We start from the raw sequence: 24,393 nt of genomic DNA, 5'->3' as shown, positions 1-24,393 counted from the left end.
ACGCGACCACACCTGCGAAGGGACGAAAGGGAGGCCGTCCATGCGTTTCATATTGCCCGTCCTGCTGGTCGGGGCCGCACTGGCCGGCTGCTACGACCGCGAGGCCAACGCGCCGAAAGCGGCGGCTGCGCCGGAGACGGCCGCGACCCTGGGCGGCGTCGATCTGGGCAAGCCGGTGCGGGCGCTGGGCACCGAACCCTTCTGGGGCGTGGAGATTACGCCGGACGCCCTGATCTATACCCGCGTCGATCAGCCGACCCAGCGGGCGCCGAACCACGGGGCGACGGTGCAGGGCACGGTGGCGACCTTCGCCAGCTCCACCGACCTCAGCGAGGCGCTGAACGTCACCCTGATCGCCACCGAATGTTCGGACGGCATGAGCGACCGCACCTATCCGCTGACCGCCCAGGTTCAGATCGGCGACGACACGCTGAACGGCTGCGCTGCGCCCGCCTCGGCCCTGAAGACCCAGCCCGCGCCCTGATCGCTCACCACCAGTCGGCGTCGCGCAGCATCCGGGCGTAGCGGCGGCTGACCGGCGCGGACAGGCCGGCCTCCAGCGTCAGGGTCGCCCGGCCGTCGCCCCGCTCGACCCCGCGCACCGCGTCGCGCGCCACCCACCAGCTGCGGTGCGTCTGGGCGCCTTCCAGCCCCTCCAGCTCCTCCACCGCGTCCGACAGCCGCATCAGGATCAGGTCCGATCCCCGGTCGGTGTGGATGCGCAGATAGTGGTCCTCGGCCTGGACCGCCCGCAGCGTCGCCCCCTTCAGCCTCATCGGCAGCCGATCCAGAAACCGGACGGGCCGAGCGGCCTGTGGCGTCGCCGCATGGGTCTGGACCGGTCGGGCGCGCCCCAGGAAGACGTTCAGCGTCGTCACCGCCGCCGTGACGACCAGGACCGGCGCGACCAGCTGCGGCAGGACGCCCAGCGGATAGAGCCTCTGGGCGAAGAACAGGCCTGTCGCCGCCCAGACGATGACGCACAGCGGCCCCGTGATCACCACCACCATGACGGCGATGGTCAGCCACGGCCGCTCGTCCACGTCCAGATACCGGCTTACCCCTGCGCTGCACAGATGACCCCACAGCCCGCCCAACACCATGACCACCACCCAGTAAGCCAGTCGTGGCCCCAGGCTCGCGCCGGCGGTCCCGAACGCCCCCGTGACGGCCAGAAAGGCGCCGGCCAGGATCGCCACCACCAGGCCGCGCAGGAAGCTTCGACGACGGTCGGCGGCAAGAGGCGTCATGGCGGCTTTCGGCATTGGAAGATCGCGCCTTGAGATCATGAAAGCCCGCCCAACGGAAGACGGGTGGGCGTTGACGCAGCGGAGGTGGGCGTTGGCGAAACGCCGAATGCGGTCGGCGGAGCGCTGCGGCAAGGCCGGGGAAACGGAGATCTTCCCATGCCTCGTCTGTCTCGCCGCGCCTCGTCCGCCCTGGCCCTGTTCCTGCTGATCGCGCCCCTGGTCGCCTATCTGGCCGTCGACGACGGGCGGCTGGCGCGGATGGGGTTCACCCCGCACGCGCCCGACTGGCGGCTGCTGCTGAGCTCGCCGACGGCGATCCAGATCCACGTCGCCGCCGCCCTGACGGCCCTGGCGATCGGCGTCGTCCTGCTGATCGGCGTCAAGGGAAACCGGCTGCACCGGACCCTGGGCTGGATCTGGGTGCTGGCCATGGCGACGACGGCGGTCAGCTCCTTCTTCATCCACCGACTCAATCCCGGCGGTCCGGCCGGCCTGTCGCTGATCCACCTGCTCAGCGGCTGGACGGTGATCGCCCTGCCGATGGCGGTCTATGCCGCACGGCGTCACCGAGTGGCGGACCATCGGCGCGCCATGACGGGCATGTTCGTCGGCGGCCTGATCGTCGCCGGCGCCTTCACCTTCCTGCCCGGCCGGCTGATGTGGGCGATCTTCTTCGGCCCGAACTGATCAGTCCGGGCGGGGCGACATCCCGGCTACGGCGCGGAAGCCGGCCGCCGCGAACCGCACCATATAGTCGCCCGCCGTCTCAAGATCCCCCGACCGCGCCCGGCCGTTCGACAGCCGGTCCAGCCGCCCCGTCTCGCCCAGGGTCAGGGTCAGGGCCCCGGACAGATTGTGATAGCCCCAGTACAGATCGACCTCGCTGGCGTCAGGCAGCACCACGGAGATCAACTCGATCAGTCGGTGGATGGCCGGGTCGAAATAGCGGGCCATGGTCTCGCCGCCAAAGGTGGGGTTGGCGTTGGTCTGGGCCACCAGGGCGGAATAGTGTTTCCAGCCCGGCCCGCCCTTAAGCGACCATTCGAACGGCGGGCGCAGGAAGGCCTCCAGCAGGCCTTCCAGGGTCATGTCGGCCCCGGCGGCCTCGGCGTAACGGTCGATGGCGGCGACCCGGTCGTTGTTCCACACCTCCGCCCGACGCAGAAAGACGGCGTCGAACAGCTCCCGCTTGGCCCCGAAATAATAGTGAACCAGGGCCGTATCCACGCCCGCCTCGCGCGCCACTTCGCGGATGGTGACGCCGTAGAAGCCGTGTTTGGAGAACAGGTCCTCGGCCGCGTCCAGGATCAGGTCGCGGGTCTCGCCCGCCGCCTTGGCCTGGGCCTTGGGCGGACGGCCCCGCCGCGCCGGGGTCGCTCCAGCCGCCTTGCGACGCGCGGCGGCCACGGGGCGGGGGGCGGGGGCTGCGGCGTCCGGCTTGCTCATGCCGCAAGGCTAGGCGGGCGCGGGCCCTGGTGCAACGGCGCCACGCCCGACGATGGTGATGCCTCTGGGGAAGCTGGGCGTTTGACAGCCGGTCGAAACGAGTCCACCTTCGTGAAAATCATTGAACGCTGAATAAAAGCGTCAACGGCTGGAAACGACATAGGGGTTTTTCGATCATGAATCGTCATGTGAAGTGCGCGCTGCTGGCCGGCGCGGCGTGGGGCGTGCTTGCGGGGGCCTCGGTCGCCCAGGATGCGGAGGCGGCGGCTCAAGCCGCAAACAATCAGGACGCTGCGACCGTCGACGACATCGTCGTCACCGCGCGCCGTCGCGACGAACAGCTGAAGGACGTGCCGGTCGCCGTCTCGGCTCTCAGCGGCGAGCGGCTGGAACAGACCGGCGCGACCGACATCACCGCCCTGCAACAGCAGACGCCGAACGCCACGGTGCAGATCGCGCGGGGCTCAAACTCGACCCTGATCAGCTTCATCCGCGGCGTCGGCCAGCAGGATCCGCTGTGGGGCTTCGAGCCGGGCGTGGGTCTTTACATCGACGACGTCTATGTCGCCCGCCCCCAGGGCGCGGTGCTCGACATCTTCGACATTTCGCGCATCGAGGTTCTGCGCGGACCGCAGGGCACCCTGTACGGCCGCAACACCATCGGCGGCGCGATCAAATACGTCACCAAACGCCTGGATCGCGATCCCAGCCTGACGGCGCGCGCCGAGGTCGGTTCCTATAATGAGCGTAACTTCCTGGTCTCCGGCTCGGTCCCCGTGGGCGACACCTTCGCCCTCGGCGGAGCGGTCGCCACCTATCAGCACGACGGCTACGGCAAGAACCTGAACACCGGCCAGGACCAGTACGACAAGGACGTCACCGCCTATCGCGCCAGCGCCGAATGGACGCCGAACGACAGCCTGTTCTTCCGTCTGGCCTGGGACCGGGTCGAGGACGATTCCAGCCCTCGCCACGGCCACCGCGAGGTCGTCTCGACCGACGGCCTGTGGACGCCGCCGGCCAATGAATACGACACCTACGCCGGCATCACCGGCGAGCAGAAGGTGGTCACCGAGGGCGTGGCCCTGACCGGCGAATACCGTGTCAACGACATGCTGACCCTGAAGTCGATCACTGCCTATCGCAGCGGCGACACCGCGACGGTCATCGATTTCGACCAGACGCCGTCGCCGACGCTGGACGTCCCGGCGATCTATTCGGACGACCAATTCACCCAGGAATTCCAGGCTCTGTTCACGGGCGACCGCTGGTCTGGCGTGGCTGGCGTCTTCTATCTGGACGGAACATCTTCAGGCGCCTTCGACACCATCGCCGGCAACCTGGGTCTGGCCATTGCAGCGGCCGGTTCGGTGGACACCAAATCGTTCTCGGTGTTCGGCGATTTCAGCTACGACCTGTCCGACCGTCTGCACGTCTCTCTGGGTGGCCGCTACACCAGGGACGACAAGGACGCCTCGGTCCTGCGTCTGTTCTATCTGGGCGCAACGCCGTCGCCGTTCACGGGCGGTGTCGATCGTCCGATCTTCGCCACCCGCACCAACTACACGGCCTCGGACACCTTCGAGAAGTTCACGCCGCGCGCCAGCATCTCGTATGACTTCAGCGATGAGGTCACCGGCTACGCGTCGGTCGGTCAGGGCTTCAAGTCCGGCGGCTGGGACATGCGCGGCGACGCCGCCCTGGTGCCCCAGACGGTCGATGGTTACCAGCCCGAGACGGTCACCACCTATGAGCTGGGCCTGAAGGGGTCGGCGTTCGACCGGCGGATGAACTTCGCCTCGGCGGTCTTCTATTCCGATTACAAGGACCAGCAGATCACGACCCAGCAGGTGGCGACGGCGCCGGCCGTCGGCATCGCCTCGGTGGTCGACAACGCCGGCGCCTCGACCATCTACGGCTTCGAGCTGGAGGGCTCCGCCTTCCTGACCGACGACATCACTGCCAACTTCTCGCTGGGCTATCTGAAGAACGAGTTCGACGAGTTCGTCACCCTGGTGACGGGTACGCCGGTCGATATCTCCGACACCCGCCAGCCCCAGAACTCGCCGGAATGGTCGGCCTATTACGGCATGACCTGGCGGGGCGACATCCTGGGCGGCGAGATTCTCGTCACCCCGTCGCTGTCCTACCGCTCGGACTACCACCTGTTCGACGCGCCCGATCCCATCCTGGACCAGGACGGCTATGTTCTGGCCGACGCCAGCGTGGTCTGGATCGCGCCCAGCAAACAATGGGAGGTCGGTCTGTTCGGTCGCAACCTGACCGACGTCCGCTACAAGGTCGGGGGCTACAACTTCGCCGGGGCCACCTACAACAACTCGATCAGCGCCTTCTACGGCCCGCCGACCACCTATTCGGCGCGTCTGACCTACCGGTTCTGATCGCGACCAGGAACGCCTGACGCGAGGGGCGGCGGTCTCCGGGCCGCCGCCCCTCATGTTTTCAGGGTCAGCTTTGCAGCGACGGGGCTTGGGGCTAGGCTCGCGTCAACAAGAAGAACGCACCGAGGGAAACGCCGATGACGACGGATACGCTGACGGTCGAGGACAAGGCCGTCGAAGGCGGTGCGCGGCCCGAGCGGCCCGGCTACCGCTTCTATGTGCTGGCGGTGCTGATCCTGATCTACATGCTGAACTTCCTGGATCGCCAGATCATCGGCATTCTCGCTGCGCCGCTGAAGGAAGAATTCGGCATGTCCGACAGCCAGTTCGGCCTGTTGGGCGGCATCGCCTTCGCCTCGGTCTATTCGACATTGGCCATTCCCCTGGCCTGGATGGCGGACCGTTACAGCCGGGTCTGGATCATGACGGGGGCGCTGGCCGTCTGGTCGGGTTTCACCGCCCTGTGCGGCATGGCGGGCTCGTTCGGCCAGCTGTTCCTGTGCCGGATGGGCGTGGGCATCGGCGAGGCGGGCGGGGTGGCCCCGGCCTATTCGCTGATCGCCGACTATTTCCCGCCGCATCAGCGCGCGCGCGCCATGGCCGCCTTCGCCTTCGGGATTCCGCTGGGCATGGCGGCGGGGACGTTGGTCGGCGGGCTGCTGGCGGCGACCTACGGCTGGCGCACCGCCTTCGTCGTGGTCGGCCTGATGGGTGTGCTGGTCGCGCCGCTGCTGCGGCTGACGGTGCGCGATCCCAGGCGGGGCGGAACCGATGCGATCAAGACCCCGGCCCAGGTTGCGGCTTTAGCCGCCGCCCCCGTCGGCACGGACCGGGCCGGCAAGATCGCCGCCCAGATCATGCTGGGACTGGGGGCCGGCCTGCTGATCCTCGGGGCCTTGAGCTGGCTGATGGGCACGTCGCTGGGCAATCCGCTGGTGCTGGCCTTCGGCGGCCTGCTGGCGATGGTGATCGGCATATCGCTGATGATCGCGCGTCGCACGGCCTCGGTGGTGATCCGTAAGCCCAGCTTCTGGCTGCTGGGCCTGGGGGCCGCCTCGTCGTCGGTGTGCGGTTACGGCGTCGCCGGCTGGCTGCCCCTGTTCTTCATGCGCAGCTTCGACCTGACCTTGCGTCAGACCAGCATCTACTACGCGGGCATCGCCTTGATCGGCGGCATCCTGGGCATCTGGCTGGGCGGCATGATCGCCGACAAACTGTCGAGGAAGGGCAAGGGCGCCTATCCGCTGACGCCGGCCATCGCCTTTTTGATCTCGGCGCCCTGTTTCATCCTGGCGATGAACTCGCCGTGGCTGATCGGCCTGGTCCTGCCTGGCGGCGGCAGCCATGCGCAGCAACTGACCCTGGCCTTTTTGATCTTCCTGTTGCCGACGGGTCTGAACCTGGCCTGGCTGGGACCGATCACGGCGGCGGTCCAGCATCTGGTCCCGGCGGCCATGCGCTCCACCGCCTCGGCCCTGTTCCTGCTGCTGAACAATCTGCTGGGGATCGCAGTCGGCTTCTATTATTTCGGCTGGATGAGCGACCTGTTGGCGCCGCGCTTCGGCGAGGAGAGCCTGCGGTGGGCCATCTATACCGGCATGGGCTTCTATGTGCTGGCGGCCATCCTGCTGATCGGGGCCTCTCGCACCCTCAAGAGGGACTGGGTCGACTAAAAGTCGGACCACCGCCTGTTGCACCTGCGAACGCGGGGGGCCTATAAGCCCCGCAACTCTCCCAGCAGCGGTTGCGACGGTCCCCCATGAACATCCACGAATATCAGGCCAAGCAGGTCCTCAAAGGCTTCGGCGCCCCGGTCGCCGAGGGCGTGCCCATCACCTCGGCCGATCAGGCCGAAGCCGCCGCCAAGCAACTGCCTGGCCCGCTCTATGTCGTGAAGTCGCAGATCCACGCCGGCGGACGCGGCAAGGGCAAGTTCAAGGAACTGCCGGCCGACGCCAAGGGCGGCGTGCGCCTGGCCTTCTCGATCGAGGACGTGGTCAAGAACGCCAAGGACATGCTCGGCAACACCCTGGTCACCGCCCAGACGGGCGACGCCGGCAAGCAGGTCAACCGCCTCTATATCGAGGACGGCGCCGACATCGACCGCGAACTGTATTGCTCGCTGCTGGTCGATCGTCAGTACGGCCGCGTGGCCTTCGTCGTCTCGACCGAGGGCGGCATGGACATCGAGGCCGTCGCCCATGACACGCCCGAGAAGATCCAGAACATCGTCATCGACCCCGCCACGGGCGTGACCGACGCCGACGTCGCCAAGATCAACGCCGCCTACGGCCTGACCGGCGACGCCGCCGAAGACGGCAAGTCGCTGTTCCCCGCCCTGTACAAGGCCTTCGTCGAGAAGGACATGGACATGCTGGAGGTGAACCCCCTGATCGTCATGGAGAACGGCCATCTGCGCGTCCTGGACGCCAAGGTCAGCTTCGACGGCAACGCCCTGTTCCGTCACGACGACATGAAGGCCCTGCGCGACGAGACCGAGGAAGACGCCAAGGAAATCGAAGCGTCCAAGTGGGACCTGGCCTATGTCTCGCTGGACGGCAACATCGGCTGCATGGTCAACGGCGCGGGCCTGGCCATGGCGACGATGGACATCATCAAGCTGTACGGCAAGGAGCCGGCCAACTTCTGCGACGTCGGCGGCGGCGCCGGCAAGGAGAAGGTCGCTGCGGCCTTCAAGATCATCACCGCCGACCCGAACGTCCAGGGCATCCTGGTCAACATCTTCGGCGGCATCATGAAGTGCGACGTCATCGCCGAGGGCGTCGTCGCCGCGGTGAAGGAAGTCGGTCTGAAGGTGCCGCTGGTCGTGCGTCTGGAAGGCACCAACGCCGAACTGGGCAAGAAAATCCTGAACGAGTCGGGCCTGGCCATCACGGCCGCCGACGACCTCGACGACGCCGCCCAGAAGATCGTCGCGGCGGTCGGCTGAGGCTATCGCCTCACCGCCACCGCCCTGCTGACTGACACATTCCAGAGATCGATAGACCCATGTCCATCCTCGTCAACAAAGACACCAAGATCATCGTCCAGGGCCTGACCGGCAAGACCGGCGGCTTCCACACCGAACAGGCCCTGGCCTATCACGGCACCAAGATGGTCGCCGGCGTGCACCCGACCAAGGGCGGCACGAACTGGACCGGCTCGCACGGCGAAACCCTGCCGATCTACGCCTCGGTCGCGGAAGCCAAGGACGCCACGGGCGCCGACGCCTCGGTGATCTACGTCCCGCCGTCGAGCGCGGCCGCCGCCATCATCGAAGCCATCGACGCCGAGATCCCCTTCATCACCTGCATCACCGAAGGCATCCCGGTGCTGGACATGGTCAACGTCAAGCGCCGCCTGGAAGGCTCCAAGTCGCGCCTGCTGGGTCCGAACTGCCCGGGCGTCCTGACGCCGGACGAGTGCAAGATCGGCATCATGCCGGGCAACATCTTCAAGAAGGGCTCGGTCGGCATCGTGTCGCGTTCGGGCACCCTGACCTATGAAGCCGTGTTCCAGACCACCAACGAAGGCTTGGGCCAGACCACGGCGGTCGGCATCGGCGGCGACCCGGTCAAGGGCACCGAGTTCATCGACGTGCTGGAAATGTTCCTGGCCGACCCGGAAACCACCTCGATCATCATGATCGGTGAAATCGGCGGCGGCGCGGAAGAAGACGCGGCCCAGTTCCTGATCGACGAAGCCAAGAAGGGCCGCAAGAAGCCGATGGCAGGCTTCATCGCCGGACGCACCGCGCCCAAGGGCCGCACCATGGGCCACGCCGGCGCCGTCGTCTCGGGCGGCAAGGGCGATGCGGAATCCAAGATCGCGGCCATGGAAGCCGCCGGCATCCGCATGTCGGAATCGCCCGCTCGCCTGGGCAAGACCCTGGTCGAAGTCCTCAAGGGCTGAGGCGCGAGGGCGCTCAGGCGCCTTGCCCTCCCTTGAGAGCAGGACAAAAAATGCCGCTTACGGCGGTGATGAACGCCCTCGGCTCAGGCCGGGGGCGTTTTTCTTCGCATATGCGACGAATTTCTCACCCAAATGCCCTGTTTCGGTCATGACCCATAAGGAAAGCGAGCCTATATGACAGGCGCGCCCCTCACGGAGATGTGTCCGGCGGGCCCAGGGAATAGACGAGAACGATGGCGGACGATGCGGGTCGGCTGAACCAGGTCTTTGCCGAGACCTCCTTCCTCTACGGGTCCAATGCGGCCTACGTCGAGGAGCTTCAGGAGAAGTGGGCCAAGGACCCCGGCTCGGTCTCTGCGGAATGGAAGGCCTTCTTCGACCAGCTGCGCGACAACGCCGCGCTGGTGACCGCCTCGGCGGGAGCGGGAAGTTGGGGACGGGGCGTCGCGACCGAACCCACCGAGGAGACCGGCGTCTTCGACGGCCGTTGGCCGGCTCCGAAACCCGATCCCAAGAAGCCGGGCTCAGCGCCCGCGTCCGCCAAGGCCGCACCAACTGAGGTTTCAGGCGACGCCATCCGCGCCGCCGCCCATGATTCCATCCGCGCCCTGATGCTGATCCGCAGCTACCGGGTGCGCGGCCATCTGCAGGCCAATCTCGACCCGCTGGGCATCGAACAGCCGGTCGAAAACCCGGAGCTGACGCCAGCCTTCTACGGCTTCAGCGAAGCCGACCTGGATCGCCCGATCTTCCTGGACGGCGTCCTGGGCCTTCAGACCGGCAGCATCCGCGAGGTGCTGGACATCCTGAAGCGCACCTACTGCGGCAATATCGGCATCCAGTACATGCACATCGCCGAGCCGGACGAGAAGTCCTGGCTTCAGCAGCGCTTCGAGGGGGCCGACAAGTTCGAGCAGAACGCCTTCACCAAGGAAGGCAAGCTGGCGATCCTGAACAAGCTGATCGAGGCTGAGGGCTTCGAACGCTTCCTGCACAAGCGTTTCCCCGGCACCAAGCGCTTCGGCCTGGACGGCGGCGAGGCCATGGTCCCGGCGCTGGAGCAGGTCATCAAGCGTGGCGGCAATCTGGGCGTCGACGAGGTCGTGCTGGGCATGGCCCACCGCGGCCGTCTGAACGTGCTCGCCGCTGTGATGGGCAAGCCCTACAAGGTCATCTTCCACGAATTCCAGGGCGGCTCGGCCGTGCCGAGCGACATCGACGGCTCGGGCGACGTCAAATACCACATGGGCGCCTCGTCGAACCGCGAGTTCGACGGCAACCACGTTCACCTGTCGCTGACCGCCAACCCGTCGCACCTCGAGATCGTCAACCCGGTCGTCCTGGGCAAGGCGCGCGCCAAACAGGCGTTCGATATCCGCGAGGCCAACGAGGGCGTGCCCGAGGGCCAGTGGGCGCTGGATCGCTCCAAGGTCGTGCCGCTGCTGATCCACGGCGACGCCGCCTTCGCCGGCCAGGGCGTGGTGGCCGAATGCTTCGCCCTGATGGGGCTGAAGGGCTACCGCACCGGCGGCACGATGCATTTCGTGATCAACAACCAGATCGGCTTCACCACCAGCCCGCGGAACTCGCGCTCCTCGCCCTATCCGTCGGATGTCGCCCTGATGGTTCAGGCGCCGATCTTCCACGTCAACGGCGACGATCCCGAGGCGGTCGTCTTCGCCGCCAAGGTGGCCACCGAATACCGTCAGAAATTCCACAAGGACGTGGTGGTGGACATGTTCTGCTACCGCCGCTTCGGCCACAACGAAGGCGACGACCCCACCTTCACCCAGCCGCTGATGTATTCGAAGATCCGCGCCCAGCCGTCCACGCGCGAACTGTATTCGCAGCGCCTGGTCGCCGAGGGCGTGATCACCCAGGCCGAGGTGGACGCCGAACTGGAGCGGTTCGACACCTTCCTCGACGAACAGTTCGATGCGGGCAAGACCTGGTCCGCCGAGAAGGCCGACTGGCTGGACGGCCAGTGGCAGGGCTTCCAGACGCCCAAGGACGAGCTGCGCGGCGACACCGCCGTGCCGTTGGCCAAGCTGACGGACCTGGGTCACCGCCTGACCACGATCCCCAACAGCGTCGATATGCACAAGACGCTGAAGCGCGTCATCGACGGTCGCCGCGAGGCCATCACCTCGGGCCAGGGTCTGGACTGGGCCACGGCCGAGAGCCTGGCCTTCGCCTCGCTGGTCGATGAAGGCTTCCCGATCCGCCTGTCGGGTCAGGATTCGGTGCGCGGCACCTTCTCGCAGCGTCACTCGGGCATCATCGATCAGACGACCGAAGAGCGCTACATCCCGCTGAACAACCTGCGCGAAGGCCAGGCCAATTTCGAGGTCATCGACTCGGCCCTGTCGGAAGAGGCGGTGCTGGGCTTCGAGTACGGCTATTCGCTGGCCGACCCCAATACGCTTGTCCTGTGGGAAGCCCAGTTCGGCGACTTCGTGAACGGCGCCCAGGTGGTGATCGACCAGTTCATCAGCTCGGGCGAACGCAAGTGGCTGCGGATGAGCGGCCTGACCATGCTGCTGCCGCACGGCTATGAAGGCCAGGGTCCGGAACACTCCTCAGCTCGCCTCGAGCGCTTCCTGCAGCAGTGCGCCGAAGACAATATGCAGGTCGCCAACTGCACCACGCCGGCCAACTATTTCCACATCCTGCGTCGCCAGATGCATCGGCCGTTCCGCAAGCCGCTGATCCTGATGACGCCCAAGTCCCTGCTGCGTCACAAGAAGGCGGTCTCGTCGATGGCGGACCTGGCGGAGGGTTCGGCCTTCCACCGCGTCCTGCACGACGACGCCCAGACCCGCCCCGACGTCGCCGGGATCAAGATCAAGGCGGACAAGGACATCCGCCGCGTCATCCTGTGCTCGGGCAAGGTCTATTACGACCTGCTGGACGCGCGCGAGAAGAAGGCCAAGGACGGCCAGGCCGTGGACGACGTCTACATCCTGCGTCTGGAACAGTTCTATCCGTGGCCGATCCAGTCCCTGCGCAAGGAACTGGCCCGCTTCCCGAAGGCCGAGGTCGTCTGGTGCCAGGAAGAGCCCAAGAACATGGGCGGCTGGACCTTCGTCGATCCGTGGCTGGAGCTGACGCTCGACAAGCTGGACGTCGCCTCCAAGCGCGCCCGCTACGTCGGCCGTCCCGGTTCCGCCTCGACCGCCGCTGGCCTGATGAGCCGGCACCTGAAGGAACTCGACGCCTTCACGACCGAAGCCTTCGCCTGATACACGTATAAAAGACCGACCTAGAGACGAGCTGGACCTGACATGGCCGACATCCTGACCCCCGCACTCGGTGAATCCGTCACCGAAGCCTCGATCGCCAAATGGACCAAGAAGGTCGGTGATCCGGTCAAGAAGGACGAACTGCTGGTCGAGCTCGAGACCGATAAGGTCTCGCTGGAAGTCGTTTCGCCCGCCGATGGCGTCCTGGGCGCCATCAACGCCGCCGAGGGCGACACCGTCGTTCCCGGCACGGTTCTGGGCGCCGTGACCGAAGGCGCGTCGGCTCCCGCCTCAGCCAAGGCCGCTCCCGCCGCCAAGGCTGAAACCAAATCGGCGCCCGCAGCCGCTGCAGCCGCCGCGATCGACATTACCGTGCCGGTGATGGGCGAAAGCGTCGCCGAGGGTTCGATGGGCAAGTGGCTCAAGAAGTCCGGCGACCAGGTCAAGAAGGACGAACTGCTGGTCGAGATCGAGACCGACAAGGTCGCGGTCGAGGTTTCGGCCCCCGCCGACGGCGTTCTGACCATCGCCGCCGACGAGGGCGCGACCGTCACCCCGAACCAGAAGATAGGCTCCATCTCGGGTTCGGGCTCGAGCTCGGGCGCCGCCGCTGCTGCACCGGCCGCCGCCGCCTCTGCGGCTGCTGCTCCGGCCAACACCGGCTCGGCCCAGGTCTCCGGCGCCAAGAACGAGACCCTGTCGCCGGCCGTCGCGCGGGTCGTCGGCGAGAACAATCTGGATCCGAAGGCCATCGCCGCCACCGGGCCCAAGGGCAACATCACCAAGGCCGACGCCATCGCCGCCATCGGCCAGGCCGCGCCGACCCCTGCCGCCGCCGCCCCGTCGGCCCCGCGTGCCGTCGGTCCGCGCGAAGAGCGGGTGAAGATGACGCGCCTGCGTCAGACCATCGCCCGTCGCCTGAAGGAATCGCAGAACACGGCCGCCCAGCTGACCACCTTCAACGAGGTGGACATGACCAACGTCATGGCGCTGCGCGCCCAGTACAAGGACGTGTTCGAGAAACGCCACGGCGTGAAGCTGGGCTTCATGTCCTTCTTCACCAAGGCCGTCGTCGCGGCCCTGCATGAGATCCCGGCCGTCAACGCCGAGATCGACGGCACGGACATCATCTACAAGAACCACTACGACATCGGCGTCGCCGTCGGCACCGACAAGGGTCTGGTGGTTCCGGTCCTGCGCGACGCCGACACCCTGACCCTCGCCGGCATCGAAAAGGGCATCGGCGCCCTGGGCAAGGCCGCCCGCGACGGCGACCTGACCATGGACCAGATGCAGGGCGGCACCTTCACCATCACCAACGGCGGCACCTATGGCTCGCTGATGTCCACGCCGATCCTGAATGCGCCCCAGTCGGGCATCCTGGGCATGCACAACATCGTCCAGCGCCCGATGGCCATCAACGGCGAGGTCAAGATCCGCCCGATGATGTATCTGGCCCTCAGCTACGATCACCGGATCGTCGACGGCAAGGAAGCCGTGACCTTCCTGGTCCGGGTCAAGGAACTGCTGGAAGATCCGCAACGGGCCCTGCTGGACCTGTAAAAGACCCTGAAAGGCGGCGACGATCTCGCCGCCTTCTTCTTTTTTCGATCCGAGGTTCGATCATGCTGACCCTCCATACGTCGCCGGGCTCGTGCAGCCGGGCCAGCCATATCGCGCTGGAGGAGTCCGGCCTGGACTTCGACATCCGGCTGGTGGACTTCGCCAAGGCCGATCAGCGCCAGCCTGCGTTTCTGTCGATCAACCCAAAGGGACGCGTCCCCGCCCTGGCGACCGACCAGGGGGTGCTGACTGAAAGCCCGGCCATCCTGGCCTATATCGCCGCCTTGGCGCCGTCCGGCCTGTTGGCGCCCGTCGATCCCTTCGCCTTTGCGCGGATGCAGGCCTTCAACCTCTATCTGGCGACGACGGTCCACGTCGCCCACGCCCACGGGCCGCGCGCCTCGCGCTGGAGCGACGACGTCGCCGCCCAGAAGACCATGGCCGCCAAGGTGACGCAGAACATGAGTGACGGCTTCGCCCTGATCGAGGCCGGTCTGGACGGGCACTGGGTGATGGGCGACGCCTATACGGTGGCGGACCCCTATCTGTTCACCTTTTCGGCCTGGCTGGAAGGCGACGGCGTCGACATCGCCCGGTTCCCCAAGGTCCAGGCCCATTTCGAGCGGATGCAGGCCCGACCCGCCGTGGTGCGCGCCCTGGCCGCAGAGGCGCGGCGGGAAGGTTGAGAGACCAACGGTTGTGTCTATTTTGCGCCGGTCCGTCACCATCCTGAACCTGCGCGCGTTTTCGTGCATTACAACCGCCGAAAATGGCGCCTTATTCCTGCCATGGAGTGGGCGGCGCGCGCGATAGGGGTGTTTTACGTCTTGGGCGGGCTGATGCTTCTGTATCAGGCTTGGCTCAACTGGCGACTGCAACGCGCGTTGTCGGAACTGATGTCCGTCTCGACCAACGACCGGTTGGCCGACGGCGTCATCGCTCTGGGCGGCGTGCTGGTTCTGGCGTCGGGCGTGGCGCTTACGGCTCTCAGCGCCTGGGCCGTGGCGGCCTTTCTGGCGGGGTGGGCCATCCAGGCCCTCTATCTGCTGTGGGCCAACCGCTTCAATCTGAACGATCCCGCCGCCTGCGGCCGCCATCGATCGGTCCACGCCTTCGCCGGCTACACCGTCGTCACCGGCCTGGTGCTGTGGCTGCCGATGACCGGCGTGCTGGGCTGATCAGCCGAACTCGGCTTCCAGGTCCGCCAGGCGCGCGGCCTGATCCTCGGCGATCAGGGCGTTCAGCAGGGGGTCGATGTCGCCTTCCATGATCTGGGGCAGGCTGTGCAGGGTCAGGTTGATGCGGTGATCGCTGACCCGGCCCTGCGGATAGTTGTAGGTGCGGATCCGCTCCGACCGGTCGCCCGATCCGACCTGGGACTTGCGCGTATCGGACCGGGCCAGGTCCTTGGCCTGTCGCTGCATGTCGTACAGTCGGACGCGCAGGTTCTTCATCGCCTTGTCGCGGTTGACGTGCTGGGACTTCTCCGACGACGTCACCATGATGCCGGTGGGCAGGTGGGTGATGCGCACAGCGGAATCGGTCGTGTTGACGTGCTGGCCGCCCGAGCCGGAGGCGCGGAAGGTGTCGATGCGGATGTCCTTGTCGTGGATCTCGATCTCGACGTCCTCGACCTCGGGCAGGACCGCGACCGTCGCCGCGGAGGTATGGATGCGCCCCTGCGACTCGGTCGTCGGCACGCGCTGCACCCGGTGGACGCCGCTCTCGAACTTCAGCCGGCCGAACACGCCGTCGCCGGTGACGGTGGCGATGATTTCCTTGTAGCCCCCGGCGTCGCCCTCGGTCGCCGAATCCAGCTCGACCCGCCAGCCGCGCGTGGAGGCGTATCGCGAATACATGCGGAACAGGTCGCCGGCGAACAAGGCGGCCTCGTCCCCGCCGGTGCCGGCGCGCACTTCCAGCACGGCCGAGGCGTTCTCGTCGGCGTCGCGGGGCGCCAGCAGCAGGGCGACCTCGCGCTCCAGATCGGGCAGGCGCTCGCCCAGCGTCCGCAGCTCGTCCTGCGCCATCGCCGCCATTTCGGGGTCGGCCATCATGGTTTCCAGATCCGCCATCTCGGCGCGGGCGCGGGCCAGACCCTGAACCGCGTCGGCGACGGGCTTCAGCTCCGCATGTTCCTTGGACAGCCGCACGATCTCGGCGCCGTCGGTGACCGCGCCCATGCGCGCCTCGACTTCGTGGAAGCGGTCGAGCACCTGATCGAGACGGGCCTGGGGCAGTCGCAAGTCGGAAATATCCTGGAGAACGAGAGGGGCCGTCCTTACCCCGGCAGGGCCGGTCATGTCGATTGGAACGTCATGCCGGCCAAACCAGCCCAACGATGCCGCTGGTCGAACCGCCTTGCGTCGCGGCGCGCGGCGCGCGATCACGGGCGATGCTGTCGAACCGGTCACGCTACGCCTTGCGCGCCATGATCCATCTGGCGGGGCTTCCTGGCGGAGGCCCGGCGACGATCGCCGAGATCGCCGACGCCGCCAGCGCGCCGCGCAAGTTTCTGGAGGCCATCCTGCTGGACCTGCGTCGGCGCCATCTGCTGGTGTCGCGCCGCGGGCGGACCGGCGGCTACGCCCTGGCGGCGGCGGCGGACGCCATCACCTTCGCCGATGTCATCCGGGCGCTGGAGGGGCCGCTGGCCCTGGCGCCCTGCGCCTCTCGCACGGCCTATCGACCGTGCGAGACCTGTCCCGATGTCGAGACCTGTCCCCTGCGGCCGATCCTGACCGAAGGGCGCGATGCGATGGCGACGGTGTTCGAGACGCGAACCCTGCTGCAAGCCGTCGCCAATTCTTCTCCTATTGACGCACTAGGGTAATCGATCCCAACGTCGCCCGACACGCGGAGCGACCATGCAAGATTTCCTTCTCTTCCTGCTCGTCGGATTCCTGGCCCAGGTCGTCGACGGCGCCCTGGGCATGGCCTACGGCGTGATCTCTTCCACCGTGCTGCTGTCGTTCGGCGTGCCGCCCGCGACCGCCTCGGCCAGCGTCCACGCCGCCGAGGTTTTCACCACGGCGGCTTCGGCGGGGTCGCACACGGTCAACAAGAACGTGAACTGGAAGCTGTTCGTGCCCCTGGCCCTGGGCGGGGTGGTCGGCGGCGGCCTGGGCGCTTTCGTCCTGACCAGCATCGACGGCGACCTGCTGAAGCCGTGGATCACCCTCTATCTGGCCGTCATGGGCGCCGTGATCATCTGGCGCGCCACCCGCCAGACGCGAGAGCGTATCTTCCCGCTGAAGTTCGCCGGTCCGCTGGGCGTCGTCGGCGGTTTCTTCGACGCCATCGGCGGTGGCGGTTGGGGGCCGACGGTCACCACCACCCTGGTCGGCTCAGGGCAGGACCCACGGGCCTCCATCGGCACGACCAACACCGCGGAGTTCTTCGTCACCTCGGCCATCTCGGCGACCTTCCTCGCCGCCCTGCTGACCGGCCACTGGCAGGAGGCCGAGGGCGTTTCGAGCCATGCGATGGCGGTGCTGGGCCTGATCCTCGGGGGCCTGATCGCGGCGCCCTTCGCCGGGATCATCGCCCGCATCGCGCCCCGCCGGGTGCTGACCTACGGCGTCGGCGCGGTCGTGCTGTTGTCCGCCGGTTATCAGGCCCTGCGGCTGTTCAAGGTGATCTGAAGTCGAGAGCGGAGGCGGAGAAAAGTTCGCCTATTCCGCCGCCTGAAGCTCCGCCGCCCGTGCGGCTTTCAGTTCGGCCGCCTTCTGTTCGACCAGGTCGACGATGTGGTCGATCATGCCGTCGTTGGCCTGTTTGTGGGCGATCTTGCCGTTCAGATAGATCATGCCCGCGCCCTTGCCGCCGCCGGTGAAGCCCACGTCGGTATAGAGGGCTTCGCCCGGGCCGTTCACGACGCAGCCGATCACCGACAGGCTCATCGGCGTCGAGATATGGGCCAGTTTCTCTTCCAGCAGGGTCACGGTCTCGATGACGTTGAAGCCCTGGCGCGCACACGACGGGCAGGCGATGATGTTGACGCCCCGGTGACGCAGGCCCAGCGACTTCAGGATGTCGAAGCCGACCTTGATCTCCTCGACCGGATCGGCGGCCAGAGACACGCGGATGGTGTCGCCGATCCCGGACCACAGCATATTGCCCATGCCGATGGCCGACTTGATCGTGCCGGTGCGCAAGGGACCCGCCTCGGTCACGCCCAGGTGCAACGGACAGTCGATGGCCTCGGCCAGCTGCTGGTAGGCGGCGACGGTCAGGAAGGGATCGGACGCCTTCACCGAGATCTTGAACTCGTGGAAGTCGTGGTCCTGCAGGATGCGCGCATGGTTCAGCGCGCTCTCGACCATGGCGTCGGGGCAGGGCTCGCCGTATTTCTCCAGCAGTTCCTTCTCCAACGACCCGGCGTTGACGCCGATCCGCATCGAACAGCCGTTGTCCTTGGCGGCCTGGATCATGTCGCGGACGCGGTCGGCCGAGCCGATATTGCCGGGATTGATCCGCAGGCAGGCGGCGCCCGCCTCGGCCGCCTCGATGCCGCGCTTGTAGTGGAAATGGATGTCGGCGACCAAGGGGACCTTGGCCTCGCGGGCGATGGTCCTGAAGGCCTGGGTCGATTCCACGTCGGGGCAGGAGACGCGCACGATGTCGGCGCCGGCCTCTTCCAACTGCCGGATCTGATCGATCGTCGCCGCCGCGTCGGTCGTCGGCGTATTGGTCATCGACTGGACGCTAATTGGGGCGTCGCCGCCCACCAGGACGGAGCCGACGCGGATCTGGCGGCTCTTGCGACGCTCGATATGGCGCCAGGGTCGGACGTGCGTGTGATCGCTCATGGAAGGATCATATAGGCCGATGATGACGGCGGGACCACGGCGCCTGCTCAGTTCGCCGTGGTCGGGGCGGGAGCCGTCGTCTGGGCCGACGATTGGGCCGAAGATTGGGCCTGCGACTGCGCGAGGGCCTTGGCGCGCGCCTGGGCTTGAGCCTGGGCCTGTGCCTGAATGCGAGCCTGGTTCGCGGCCAGCTGGCGCGCGGCCTGTTCGGCGCGGCTGTTCAACTGGGCCAGGGGGGTCAGGACACCGGCCAGGGCGCCGTCGTATTCCCCGTTCAGATAGACGTCGAAGGCGGCGGGGTCCGACACGTCCACCGTGGCCGACACGCCGATGGGCGCGCGCCAGGCTTCACCCGGGGCCATCTGCCGTGCGAACAGGGCCTGTCCGTCGCCCAGCCGCACGACCAGGGCGCCGGCCGTCTTGGCCTGGATCACCACCTGCGAGGCGTTGGCCGCGGCGCCGTATACGGCGCCGCGCGGATTGAAAGCCTTTTGCACCGGCTCGGGGTTGGCGGCGGCGGCGATCACGGCGGGATCGGTCGGATCGACGCCGGTCAGTTCCGCCTCCAGCCCGCGCGTGATGTAGAGGGCGGGCGTCGTCTGGTCGGGGGGCGCGGCCATGGGGGCGCTGAGGGCGATCTGCGGATCGGGATCATCCCCGCCGGCCCAGCTTTTCGGTACGGCGGCGATGTCCGAGGGGTGGGCCGTCTGATGCAGGCTGATGCGCTGGAACACGTTCCAGCCGATCACGCCCAGGGCCACGACCACGACCCCGGCGACGATGCGCGGCGAATGGCGTTTCACGTCCTCGAAGGCGATGCCGATCGGCGCCTTCAGCGGAACGGAGGTGTCGGGGCTTTCGCGCTTGAACCGCTCCACCGCCAGCTGTTCGTCCACCGACAGGGCCGAGGCGTAGGCCCGCACATAGCCCAGGGCGAAGACGCGCGAGGGCAGGGAGGACCAGTCGCTCTGTTCCAGGGCGACCAGATACCGGCGATGCACCTTGGTCTCGGCGGCCAGTTCGGCCAGGGCCTTGCCCGACCGTTCGCGCGCGTCGCGCAGGCCGTCGCCCAGGGTCGCGGCGTCGGTGAAGGCGGCCGTCAGATCGTGCCCGTCCGAACCCGTGTTCACCGTGTCGGGGGCGGGCCCCGCATTCCGCGCCATTACGCCTGATCCCATGTTCGGACGACATCGCGCCCGAGCGCCGTCTGGATAGGAGCGGAGATAGCGGATTGCAGGCCTGCCAGCAACGCCGCGCACGTCGCAGCGGCCAGGATCAGACGGCGACGTTCAGCTTGCGCGCCAGGGATTCGATCTCGTTGCGCACCGAGCCGGTGGACAGGTTCAGTAGATTGGCCATGCCGCGCCGCGCCGCCGTCAGGTCCGCCGACAGGATCATCCGCTTGACCGGCCCGACCCCGCCCGCCGGAGCAGACAGGCGGGTGAAGCCCAGCGTGATCAGGGCGAAGGCCTCCAGCGGCCGGCCCGCCAGTTCGCCGCAGATCGACACCGGCGTGCCGGTGTCGGCGCAGGCCTTCTGGATCGACTGAAGCGCGCGCAGGGTCGGCGGCGACAGCGGGTCGTAACGGTCCGAGACCAGCGGATTGGTCCGGTCGGCCGCATACATATACTGGAACAGGTCGTTGGTGCCGATGGAGACGAAATCCGTCAGCGGCAACAGGGCGTCCAGATGCCACAGCAGCGACGGGCATTCGACCATGGCCCCGACCCGCAGCAGGGCCGGCAGGGCGCGCCCGCGACGCTTGGCCCAGGCGCATTCGATGTCGACCAGTTCGCGCGCGGCCCGGAACTCGTCCACCGTGGCGATCATCGGGAACATGACCCTCAGCTCGCGCCCCGCCCCCGCCGCCAGCAACGCACGAAGCTGCATCCGCAACAGCGACGGCCGGTCCAGTCCCAGCCGGATGGCGCGACGGCCCAGGGCCGGGTTCTCTTCGCGCTCGGCCTCCAGATAGGGCAGGACCTTGTCGCCGCCGATGTCCAGGGTGCGGAAGGTGACGGGTTTGTCGCCCGCCGCGTCCAGCACCAGCTTGTAGAGCGCCGTCTGGGCATTCAGCCGGGGCAGTTCGTCCGAGACCATGAACTGGAACTCGGTACGGAACAGGCCGATGCCCTCCGCGCCCGTCTCGACCATGTTCTCCAGATCGACGGCGAGGCCCGCATTGGTCAGGACCGTGATCCTCTGGCCGTCCAGGGTGACGGCCGGCACGTCGCGCAGCTGGGCGAACTCGGCTTGGCGCTGCTCGCGTACGGCCATGCGCGACTGCACGGCCTCCAGCATGTCGGGGCGGGGCCGCAGATAGGTCTCGCCGGTCTCGCCATCGGCGATGACCATGTCGCCTTCCGACAGCCGGTCGCGCAGGCCCATAAGGCGACCGACGCAAGGGATTTGCAGCGCGCGGGCGACGATGGCGGCGTGGCTGGCGGCCGAGCCTTCTTCCAGCAACAGGCCCTTCAGCTTGTCGCGCGGATATTCCAGCAGGTCGGCCGGCCCCAGGTTCCGGGCCACCAGAATGGCGTCGTCGGGCAGTTCGCGCTCGCCCGGCTTGTCGCCCGCCAGCACCCGCAGCAGCCGGTTGGCCAGATCCTCGAAGTCGTGCAGCCGTTCGCGAATATAGGGGTCGCGCGCCTGGGCGAAGCGGGCGCGGTGTTCATTACGCACCCGGTCCACCGCCGCCTCGGCCGTCAGGCCGTTGCGCACCGCCTCTTCCAGCGACCGGTTCCAGCCCCGGTCGTCGGCGAACATCCGGTAAGTTTCCAGCACCTCGAACGAGGGACCGGCCAGGCCCTGGCCCTTGTCCAGCATGACGTCCAGGCCAGTCTTCAGCGTGGCGAGCGCCAGCTTCAGCCGCGCCTCCTCCATCGCCGGGTCTTCGGACAGCAGCTTTTCGGGGGGCAGGGGCGCCTCGTGCAGCACCACATGACCGAAGGCCAGGCCGTCCGAGAATTTCTGTCCCTTCAGCCGCTCGGGTCGGTGCGGCGCCAGTTCGACGTCGCGCAGCTCGTCCTGATCCAGCAGTTCGCCGGAGGACACCGTCTCGGACAGGACCATGGCGATGGTCTGGATGTCCTCGACCTCTTCCTCGTCATAGCGCCGCTCGGTGCGGTTCTGGACGACCAGCACGCCGATGGCCCGGCCGCCGCGCAGCAAGGGGGCGCCCAGGAAGGCGTGATAGGGGTCTTCGCCCGTCTCCGGCCGATAGGAGAAGGACGGATGTGACGGGGCGTCCGACAGGCTGATCGGCTGGGCCAGCCGCGCCACCTCGCCGACCAGACCCTCGCCGGGCCGCAGGCGGGTGTTGTGAACGGCGTCGGGGTTCAGGCCCTCGGTGGCGAACAGCTCCAGTTCGCCCGAGGCGCGGCGCAGATAGATGGAGCAGACTTCGGCGACCATCGACCGGGCGATGATCTTCACCACCATGTTCAGACGGTCCTGCGCGGGGGTCGCGCCCGCGCCGGCCCCGCCCAGAGCCTCGCGGATCTGGCGCAGGAGGATCCGAGGTCCCCTGGTCATCGCGCCGCCTGCCGGCATCATGTCTCCCGCGCCCCGGCGCTCATGCGCCTTCTGAAATCACCCTATACCGCGTCCAGCCCATAAGCCGAATGCAGGGCGCGCACGGCCAGTTCGGCGTAGGCCGCATCGATCAGCACGCTGATCTTGATCTCGGATGTCGAGATGGCCTGGAACTTGACGCCCTTGTCGGCCAGGGCCTTGAACATGGTCTGGGCGACGCCCGCATGGCTGCGCATGCCGACGCCCACCACCGAGACCTTGGCCACGTCCTCGTCGACGCGGATTTCCTCGAAGCCGAGCTGCGCCTGCGCGGCGTTCATCAGTTCGGCGGCGCGCACGGCGTCGCGGCGCCCCGTGGTGAAGGTCAGGTTGACCGTCCCCGCCGTGCGCGACTGGCTCTGCACGATCATGTCGACATTGACGTTGGCCTCGGCCAGCCGCGTGAAGACGTCGGCGGGGGCGTCCACGCGGTCGGACAGGCCCAGCAGGGTGATGCGGGCCTCGTCACGGCTCATGGTCACACCGGACACGATACGTTTTTCCACGATCTCCTCCTCGTCGCAGATCAGGGTTCCACCCTTGTCGGGCATGACGCCATTCGCGTCGGGTTCGATAAAGCTTGAAAGGACGCGGACCGGCACCTGTTTGGCCATGGCCAGCTCGACCGAGCGGGTCTGCAGCACCTTGGCCCCCAGGGACGCCATCTCCAGCATCTCTTCGTACGACACCTTGGCCAGGCGGCGCGCGCGGCTCTCGATGCGCGGGTCGGTCGTATAGACGCCGTCCACGTCGGTGTAGATGTCGCACGGGGCGCCCAGGGCCGCCGCGACCGCGACCGCCGAGGTGTCGGATCCGCCCCGGCCCAGGGTGGTGATCTTGCCGTCCGTCGTCACGCCCTGGAAGCCGGGGACGATGGCGATCTCGCCCGAATCGACGGCGGCCCCCAGCTTCTCGCCGGGGATGTCGATGATGCGGGCGCGGGCATGGGCGTCGTCGGTGATGATCGGCACCTGCCAGCCCATCCACGAGCGGGCGTTGAAGCCCATGTTGCGCAGGGTCGCGGCCAGCAGGCCCGAGGTGACCTGCTCGCCGGAGGCGACAACCACGTCATATTCGTCGTCCGACAGGGGCAGGCCGGCGGCGGCCGGACCCGCGCCGTCGGTCCAGGCGACCAGTTCGTTGGTCTTGCCCGCCATGGCGGAGACGACGACGGCGACCTTCTTGCCCGCAGACACCTCGGCCGCGACGATCCGCGCCGCGCGACGAATCCGTTCGAGATCACCCATCGAGGTGCCGCCGAACTTCATCACCAGTCGTGTGCTATCAGGCCGCGTCATCGTGGCGTTCCGCCCCCTGCTTGCGTGAAAGGGCGCGAAGGTTCATCCCTCGCGTCATGACCGCTTCTAGCGACGCCGCACCGTCTCGCCTACCCCGCGAAGGGCATGGTTTTTCGCAAAATTCGTCAGACGCCGCGTTCGGCGCATCGATCGACCCTGCCGACGTCGCCCGCTTCTCCGCCCAGGCGGCCGAATGGTGGGATGCAAAGGGGCCGTTCGCGCCTCTGCACCGGTTCAATCCGGCGCGTCTGGCCCTGATCCGCGACCAGCTTTGCACGCGCCTGGACCGCGATCCCAAGGCGCGCGCGCCCTTCGAGGGCTTGACCCTGCTCGACGTCGGCTGCGGCGGCGGACTGATCGCCGAGCCGATGCGGCGGATGGGTTTCACCGTCACCGCTATCGACGCCTCGTCCGAGAACATCGGCACGGCGCGGGCGCACGCCGACATGGTCGGCCTGGACATCGCCTATCGCGCCGCCACGGTCGAACAGATCGAGGCCGAGGGCGCGGGGCCGTTCGACGTGGTTCTGACCATGGAGGTGATCGAGCACGTCGCCGACCCGGAAGCCTTCGTGCGCGCCTGTTCGCGTTTGGTCCGGCCTGGCGGGGTCATGATGGTCGCTACGCTGAACCGCACGCTGAAGTCTTTGGCTCTGGGCAAGGTGGCGGCGGAATACATTCTACGCTGGGTGCCGGCCGGGACGCACGACTGGCGCCAGTTCCTGAAGCCCGACGAGATCCGGTCGATGCTGGCGGCCGAGCCCGTGACGGTCGAAGGCCCCTACGGTCTCAACTACGACCCGCTGCACGACCGCTGGAGCCAGACCGACGACGCGGGCATCAACTACATGATGGTGGCGACGCGGACCTGAAATGCAAAAGGCCGCCCCGAAGGG

General features: G+C 67.5%; 20 protein-coding genes. 13 read left to right on the top strand and 7 right to left on the bottom strand.

Annotation, left to right across the window (positions count from 1 at the left end; genetic code table 11):
• The first annotated feature begins 40 nt into the window (after nucleotides 1-40).
• On the top strand, nucleotides 41-484 hold the full coding sequence (locus ACODSC_RS13055) for a COG3650 family protein (RefSeq protein WP_488814412.1): 444 nt from the start codon (nucleotides 41-43) through the stop codon (nucleotides 482-484).
• A 4-nt stretch (nucleotides 485-488) separates the two neighbouring features.
• Here the strand turns inward: ACODSC_RS13055 and ACODSC_RS13050 are convergent, their stop codons facing one another.
• Nucleotides 489-1,250, bottom strand: a complete 762-nt coding sequence (locus ACODSC_RS13050; RefSeq protein WP_488814411.1) for a LytTR family DNA-binding domain-containing protein — start codon at nucleotides 1,248-1,250, stop codon at nucleotides 489-491.
• Nucleotides 1,251-1,406: 156 nt separating this feature from the next.
• On the opposite strand from ACODSC_RS13050, the gene ACODSC_RS13045 reads away from it, so the two are divergent.
• On the top strand, nucleotides 1,407-1,937 hold the full coding sequence (locus tag ACODSC_RS13045) for a DUF2306 domain-containing protein (RefSeq protein ID WP_488814410.1): 531 nt from the start codon (nucleotides 1,407-1,409) through the stop codon (nucleotides 1,935-1,937).
• On the opposite strand, the gene ACODSC_RS13040 is transcribed toward ACODSC_RS13045, so the two are convergent.
• Nucleotides 1,938-2,696, bottom strand: a complete 759-nt coding sequence (locus ACODSC_RS13040; RefSeq protein ID WP_488814409.1) for a TetR/AcrR family transcriptional regulator — start codon at nucleotides 2,694-2,696, stop codon at nucleotides 1,938-1,940.
• Between the two features lie 176 nt (nucleotides 2,697-2,872).
• On the opposite strand from ACODSC_RS13040, the gene ACODSC_RS13035 reads away from it, so the two are divergent.
• The 8 genes from ACODSC_RS13035 (at nucleotide 2,873) to ACODSC_RS13000 (ending at nucleotide 14,993) form a co-directional block, all read left to right on the top strand.
• Nucleotides 2,873-5,098 (top strand): TonB-dependent receptor, encoded by a 2,226-nt coding sequence (locus ACODSC_RS13035; protein WP_488814408.1) that lies wholly within the window; start codon nucleotides 2,873-2,875, stop codon nucleotides 5,096-5,098.
• Between the two features lie 137 nt (nucleotides 5,099-5,235).
• On the top strand, nucleotides 5,236-6,771 hold the full coding sequence (locus ACODSC_RS13030) for a spinster family MFS transporter (RefSeq protein ID WP_488814407.1): 1,536 nt from the start codon (nucleotides 5,236-5,238) through the stop codon (nucleotides 6,769-6,771).
• 86 nt (nucleotides 6,772-6,857) lie between these two features.
• Nucleotides 6,858-8,048, top strand: coding sequence for an ADP-forming succinate--CoA ligase subunit beta (gene sucC / locus ACODSC_RS13025; RefSeq protein WP_488814406.1), 1,191 nt, complete (start codon nucleotides 6,858-6,860; stop codon nucleotides 8,046-8,048).
• A 59-nt stretch (nucleotides 8,049-8,107) separates the two neighbouring features.
• Entirely contained in the window at nucleotides 8,108-9,010 is a 903-nt protein-coding gene (gene sucD / locus ACODSC_RS13020) for a succinate--CoA ligase subunit alpha (protein WP_488814405.1), read from the top strand.
• A 233-nt stretch (nucleotides 9,011-9,243) separates the two neighbouring features.
• Complete coding sequence (locus tag ACODSC_RS13015) at nucleotides 9,244-12,252, top strand: 2-oxoglutarate dehydrogenase E1 component (protein WP_488814404.1); 3,009 nt, start codon at nucleotides 9,244-9,246, stop codon at nucleotides 12,250-12,252.
• A 42-nt stretch (nucleotides 12,253-12,294) separates the two neighbouring features.
• The gene (odhB, locus tag ACODSC_RS13010; protein WP_488814403.1) at nucleotides 12,295-13,815 is read left to right on the top strand and encodes a 2-oxoglutarate dehydrogenase complex dihydrolipoyllysine-residue succinyltransferase; all 1,521 of its coding nucleotides are present in this window, start codon (nucleotides 12,295-12,297) and stop codon (nucleotides 13,813-13,815) included.
• A gap of 62 nt (nucleotides 13,816-13,877) precedes the next feature.
• Complete coding sequence (locus tag ACODSC_RS13005) at nucleotides 13,878-14,501, top strand: glutathione S-transferase family protein (RefSeq protein ID WP_488814402.1); 624 nt, start codon at nucleotides 13,878-13,880, stop codon at nucleotides 14,499-14,501.
• 153 nt (nucleotides 14,502-14,654) lie between these two features.
• Entirely contained in the window at nucleotides 14,655-14,993 is a 339-nt protein-coding gene (locus tag ACODSC_RS13000) for a hypothetical protein (protein ID WP_488814401.1), read from the top strand.
• On the opposite strand, the gene prfA is transcribed toward ACODSC_RS13000, so the two are convergent.
• Complete coding sequence (prfA, locus tag ACODSC_RS12995; protein ID WP_488814400.1) at nucleotides 14,994-16,061, bottom strand: peptide chain release factor 1; 1,068 nt, start codon at nucleotides 16,059-16,061, stop codon at nucleotides 14,994-14,996. It lies immediately after the preceding gene.
• A gap of 149 nt (nucleotides 16,062-16,210) precedes the next feature.
• Between prfA and ACODSC_RS12990 the strand changes: the two genes are divergently transcribed.
• Both ACODSC_RS12990 and ACODSC_RS12985 read left to right on the top strand, forming a co-directional pair.
• Entirely contained in the window at nucleotides 16,211-16,648 is a 438-nt protein-coding gene (locus tag ACODSC_RS12990; protein ID WP_488814481.1) for an RrF2 family transcriptional regulator, read from the top strand.
• A 34-nt stretch (nucleotides 16,649-16,682) separates the two neighbouring features.
• Nucleotides 16,683-17,459, top strand: coding sequence for a sulfite exporter TauE/SafE family protein (locus ACODSC_RS12985; RefSeq protein WP_488814399.1), 777 nt, complete (start codon nucleotides 16,683-16,685; stop codon nucleotides 17,457-17,459).
• Between the two features lie 30 nt (nucleotides 17,460-17,489).
• Here ACODSC_RS12985 and ispG read toward each other — a convergent pair whose 3' ends face one another.
• The 4 genes from ispG to ACODSC_RS12965 all read right to left on the bottom strand — a co-directional run bounded on the left by ispG (nucleotide 17,490) and on the right by ACODSC_RS12965 (nucleotide 23,497).
• Entirely contained in the window at nucleotides 17,490-18,626 is a 1,137-nt protein-coding gene (ispG, locus tag ACODSC_RS12980) for a flavodoxin-dependent (E)-4-hydroxy-3-methylbut-2-enyl-diphosphate synthase (RefSeq protein WP_488814398.1), read from the bottom strand.
• A 47-nt stretch (nucleotides 18,627-18,673) separates the two neighbouring features.
• Nucleotides 18,674-19,789 (bottom strand): helix-turn-helix domain-containing protein, encoded by a 1,116-nt coding sequence (locus ACODSC_RS12975; RefSeq protein WP_488814397.1) that lies wholly within the window; start codon nucleotides 19,787-19,789, stop codon nucleotides 18,674-18,676.
• Between the two features lie 112 nt (nucleotides 19,790-19,901).
• Entirely contained in the window at nucleotides 19,902-22,160 is a 2,259-nt protein-coding gene (gene ptsP, locus ACODSC_RS12970) for a phosphoenolpyruvate--protein phosphotransferase (RefSeq protein ID WP_488814396.1), read from the bottom strand.
• Nucleotides 22,161-22,222: 62 nt separating this feature from the next.
• Complete coding sequence (locus ACODSC_RS12965; protein ID WP_488814395.1) at nucleotides 22,223-23,497, bottom strand: aspartate kinase; 1,275 nt, start codon at nucleotides 23,495-23,497, stop codon at nucleotides 22,223-22,225.
• 56 nt (nucleotides 23,498-23,553) lie between these two features.
• Here ACODSC_RS12965 and ubiG point away from each other — a divergent pair, with 56 nt between their 5' ends.
• Entirely contained in the window at nucleotides 23,554-24,369 is an 816-nt protein-coding gene (gene ubiG / locus ACODSC_RS12960) for a bifunctional 2-polyprenyl-6-hydroxyphenol methylase/3-demethylubiquinol 3-O-methyltransferase UbiG (protein ID WP_488814394.1), read from the top strand.
• Nucleotides 24,370-24,393 lie beyond the last annotated feature (24 nt).

It is taken from the genome of Brevundimonas sp. FG128, from assembly GCF_057809775.1.
This window is presented reverse-complemented; position numbering and strand designations above follow the sequence as displayed.

Coding starts and splice junctions, on each gene's coding strand:
- ACODSC_RS13005 (WP_488814402.1), top strand. CDS start 13,878: ATGCTGACCCTCCATACGTCGCCGGGCTCGTGCAGCCGGGCCAGCCAT.
- ACODSC_RS12965 (WP_488814395.1), bottom strand. CDS start 23,497: ATGACGCGGCCTGATAGCACACGACTGGTGATGAAGTTCGGCGGCACC.
- ACODSC_RS12990 (WP_488814481.1), top strand. CDS start 16,211: ATGCTGTCGAACCGGTCACGCTACGCCTTGCGCGCCATGATCCATCTG.
- ptsP (WP_488814396.1), bottom strand. CDS start 22,160: ATGACCAGGGGACCTCGGATCCTCCTGCGCCAGATCCGCGAGGCTCTG.
- ACODSC_RS13035 (WP_488814408.1), top strand. CDS start 2,873: ATGAATCGTCATGTGAAGTGCGCGCTGCTGGCCGGCGCGGCGTGGGGC.
- ACODSC_RS13040 (WP_488814409.1), bottom strand. CDS start 2,696: ATGAGCAAGCCGGACGCCGCAGCCCCCGCCCCCCGCCCCGTGGCCGCC.
- ACODSC_RS13000 (WP_488814401.1), top strand. CDS start 14,655: ATGCTTCTGTATCAGGCTTGGCTCAACTGGCGACTGCAACGCGCGTTG.
- odhB (WP_488814403.1), top strand. CDS start 12,295: ATGGCCGACATCCTGACCCCCGCACTCGGTGAATCCGTCACCGAAGCC.
- ACODSC_RS12975 (WP_488814397.1), bottom strand. CDS start 19,789: ATGGCGCGGAATGCGGGGCCCGCCCCCGACACGGTGAACACGGGTTCG.
- sucC (WP_488814406.1), top strand. CDS start 6,858: ATGAACATCCACGAATATCAGGCCAAGCAGGTCCTCAAAGGCTTCGGC.
- ACODSC_RS13045 (WP_488814410.1), top strand. CDS start 1,407: ATGCCTCGTCTGTCTCGCCGCGCCTCGTCCGCCCTGGCCCTGTTCCTG.
- ACODSC_RS13015 (WP_488814404.1), top strand. CDS start 9,244: ATGGCGGACGATGCGGGTCGGCTGAACCAGGTCTTTGCCGAGACCTCC.
- ispG (WP_488814398.1), bottom strand. CDS start 18,626: ATGAGCGATCACACGCACGTCCGACCCTGGCGCCATATCGAGCGTCGC.
- ubiG (WP_488814394.1), top strand. CDS start 23,554: ATGACCGCTTCTAGCGACGCCGCACCGTCTCGCCTACCCCGCGAAGGG.
- ACODSC_RS12985 (WP_488814399.1), top strand. CDS start 16,683: ATGCAAGATTTCCTTCTCTTCCTGCTCGTCGGATTCCTGGCCCAGGTC.
- sucD (WP_488814405.1), top strand. CDS start 8,108: ATGTCCATCCTCGTCAACAAAGACACCAAGATCATCGTCCAGGGCCTG.
- ACODSC_RS13055 (WP_488814412.1), top strand. CDS start 41: ATGCGTTTCATATTGCCCGTCCTGCTGGTCGGGGCCGCACTGGCCGGC.
- ACODSC_RS13050 (WP_488814411.1), bottom strand. CDS start 1,250: ATGACGCCTCTTGCCGCCGACCGTCGTCGAAGCTTCCTGCGCGGCCTG.
- ACODSC_RS13030 (WP_488814407.1), top strand. CDS start 5,236: ATGACGACGGATACGCTGACGGTCGAGGACAAGGCCGTCGAAGGCGGT.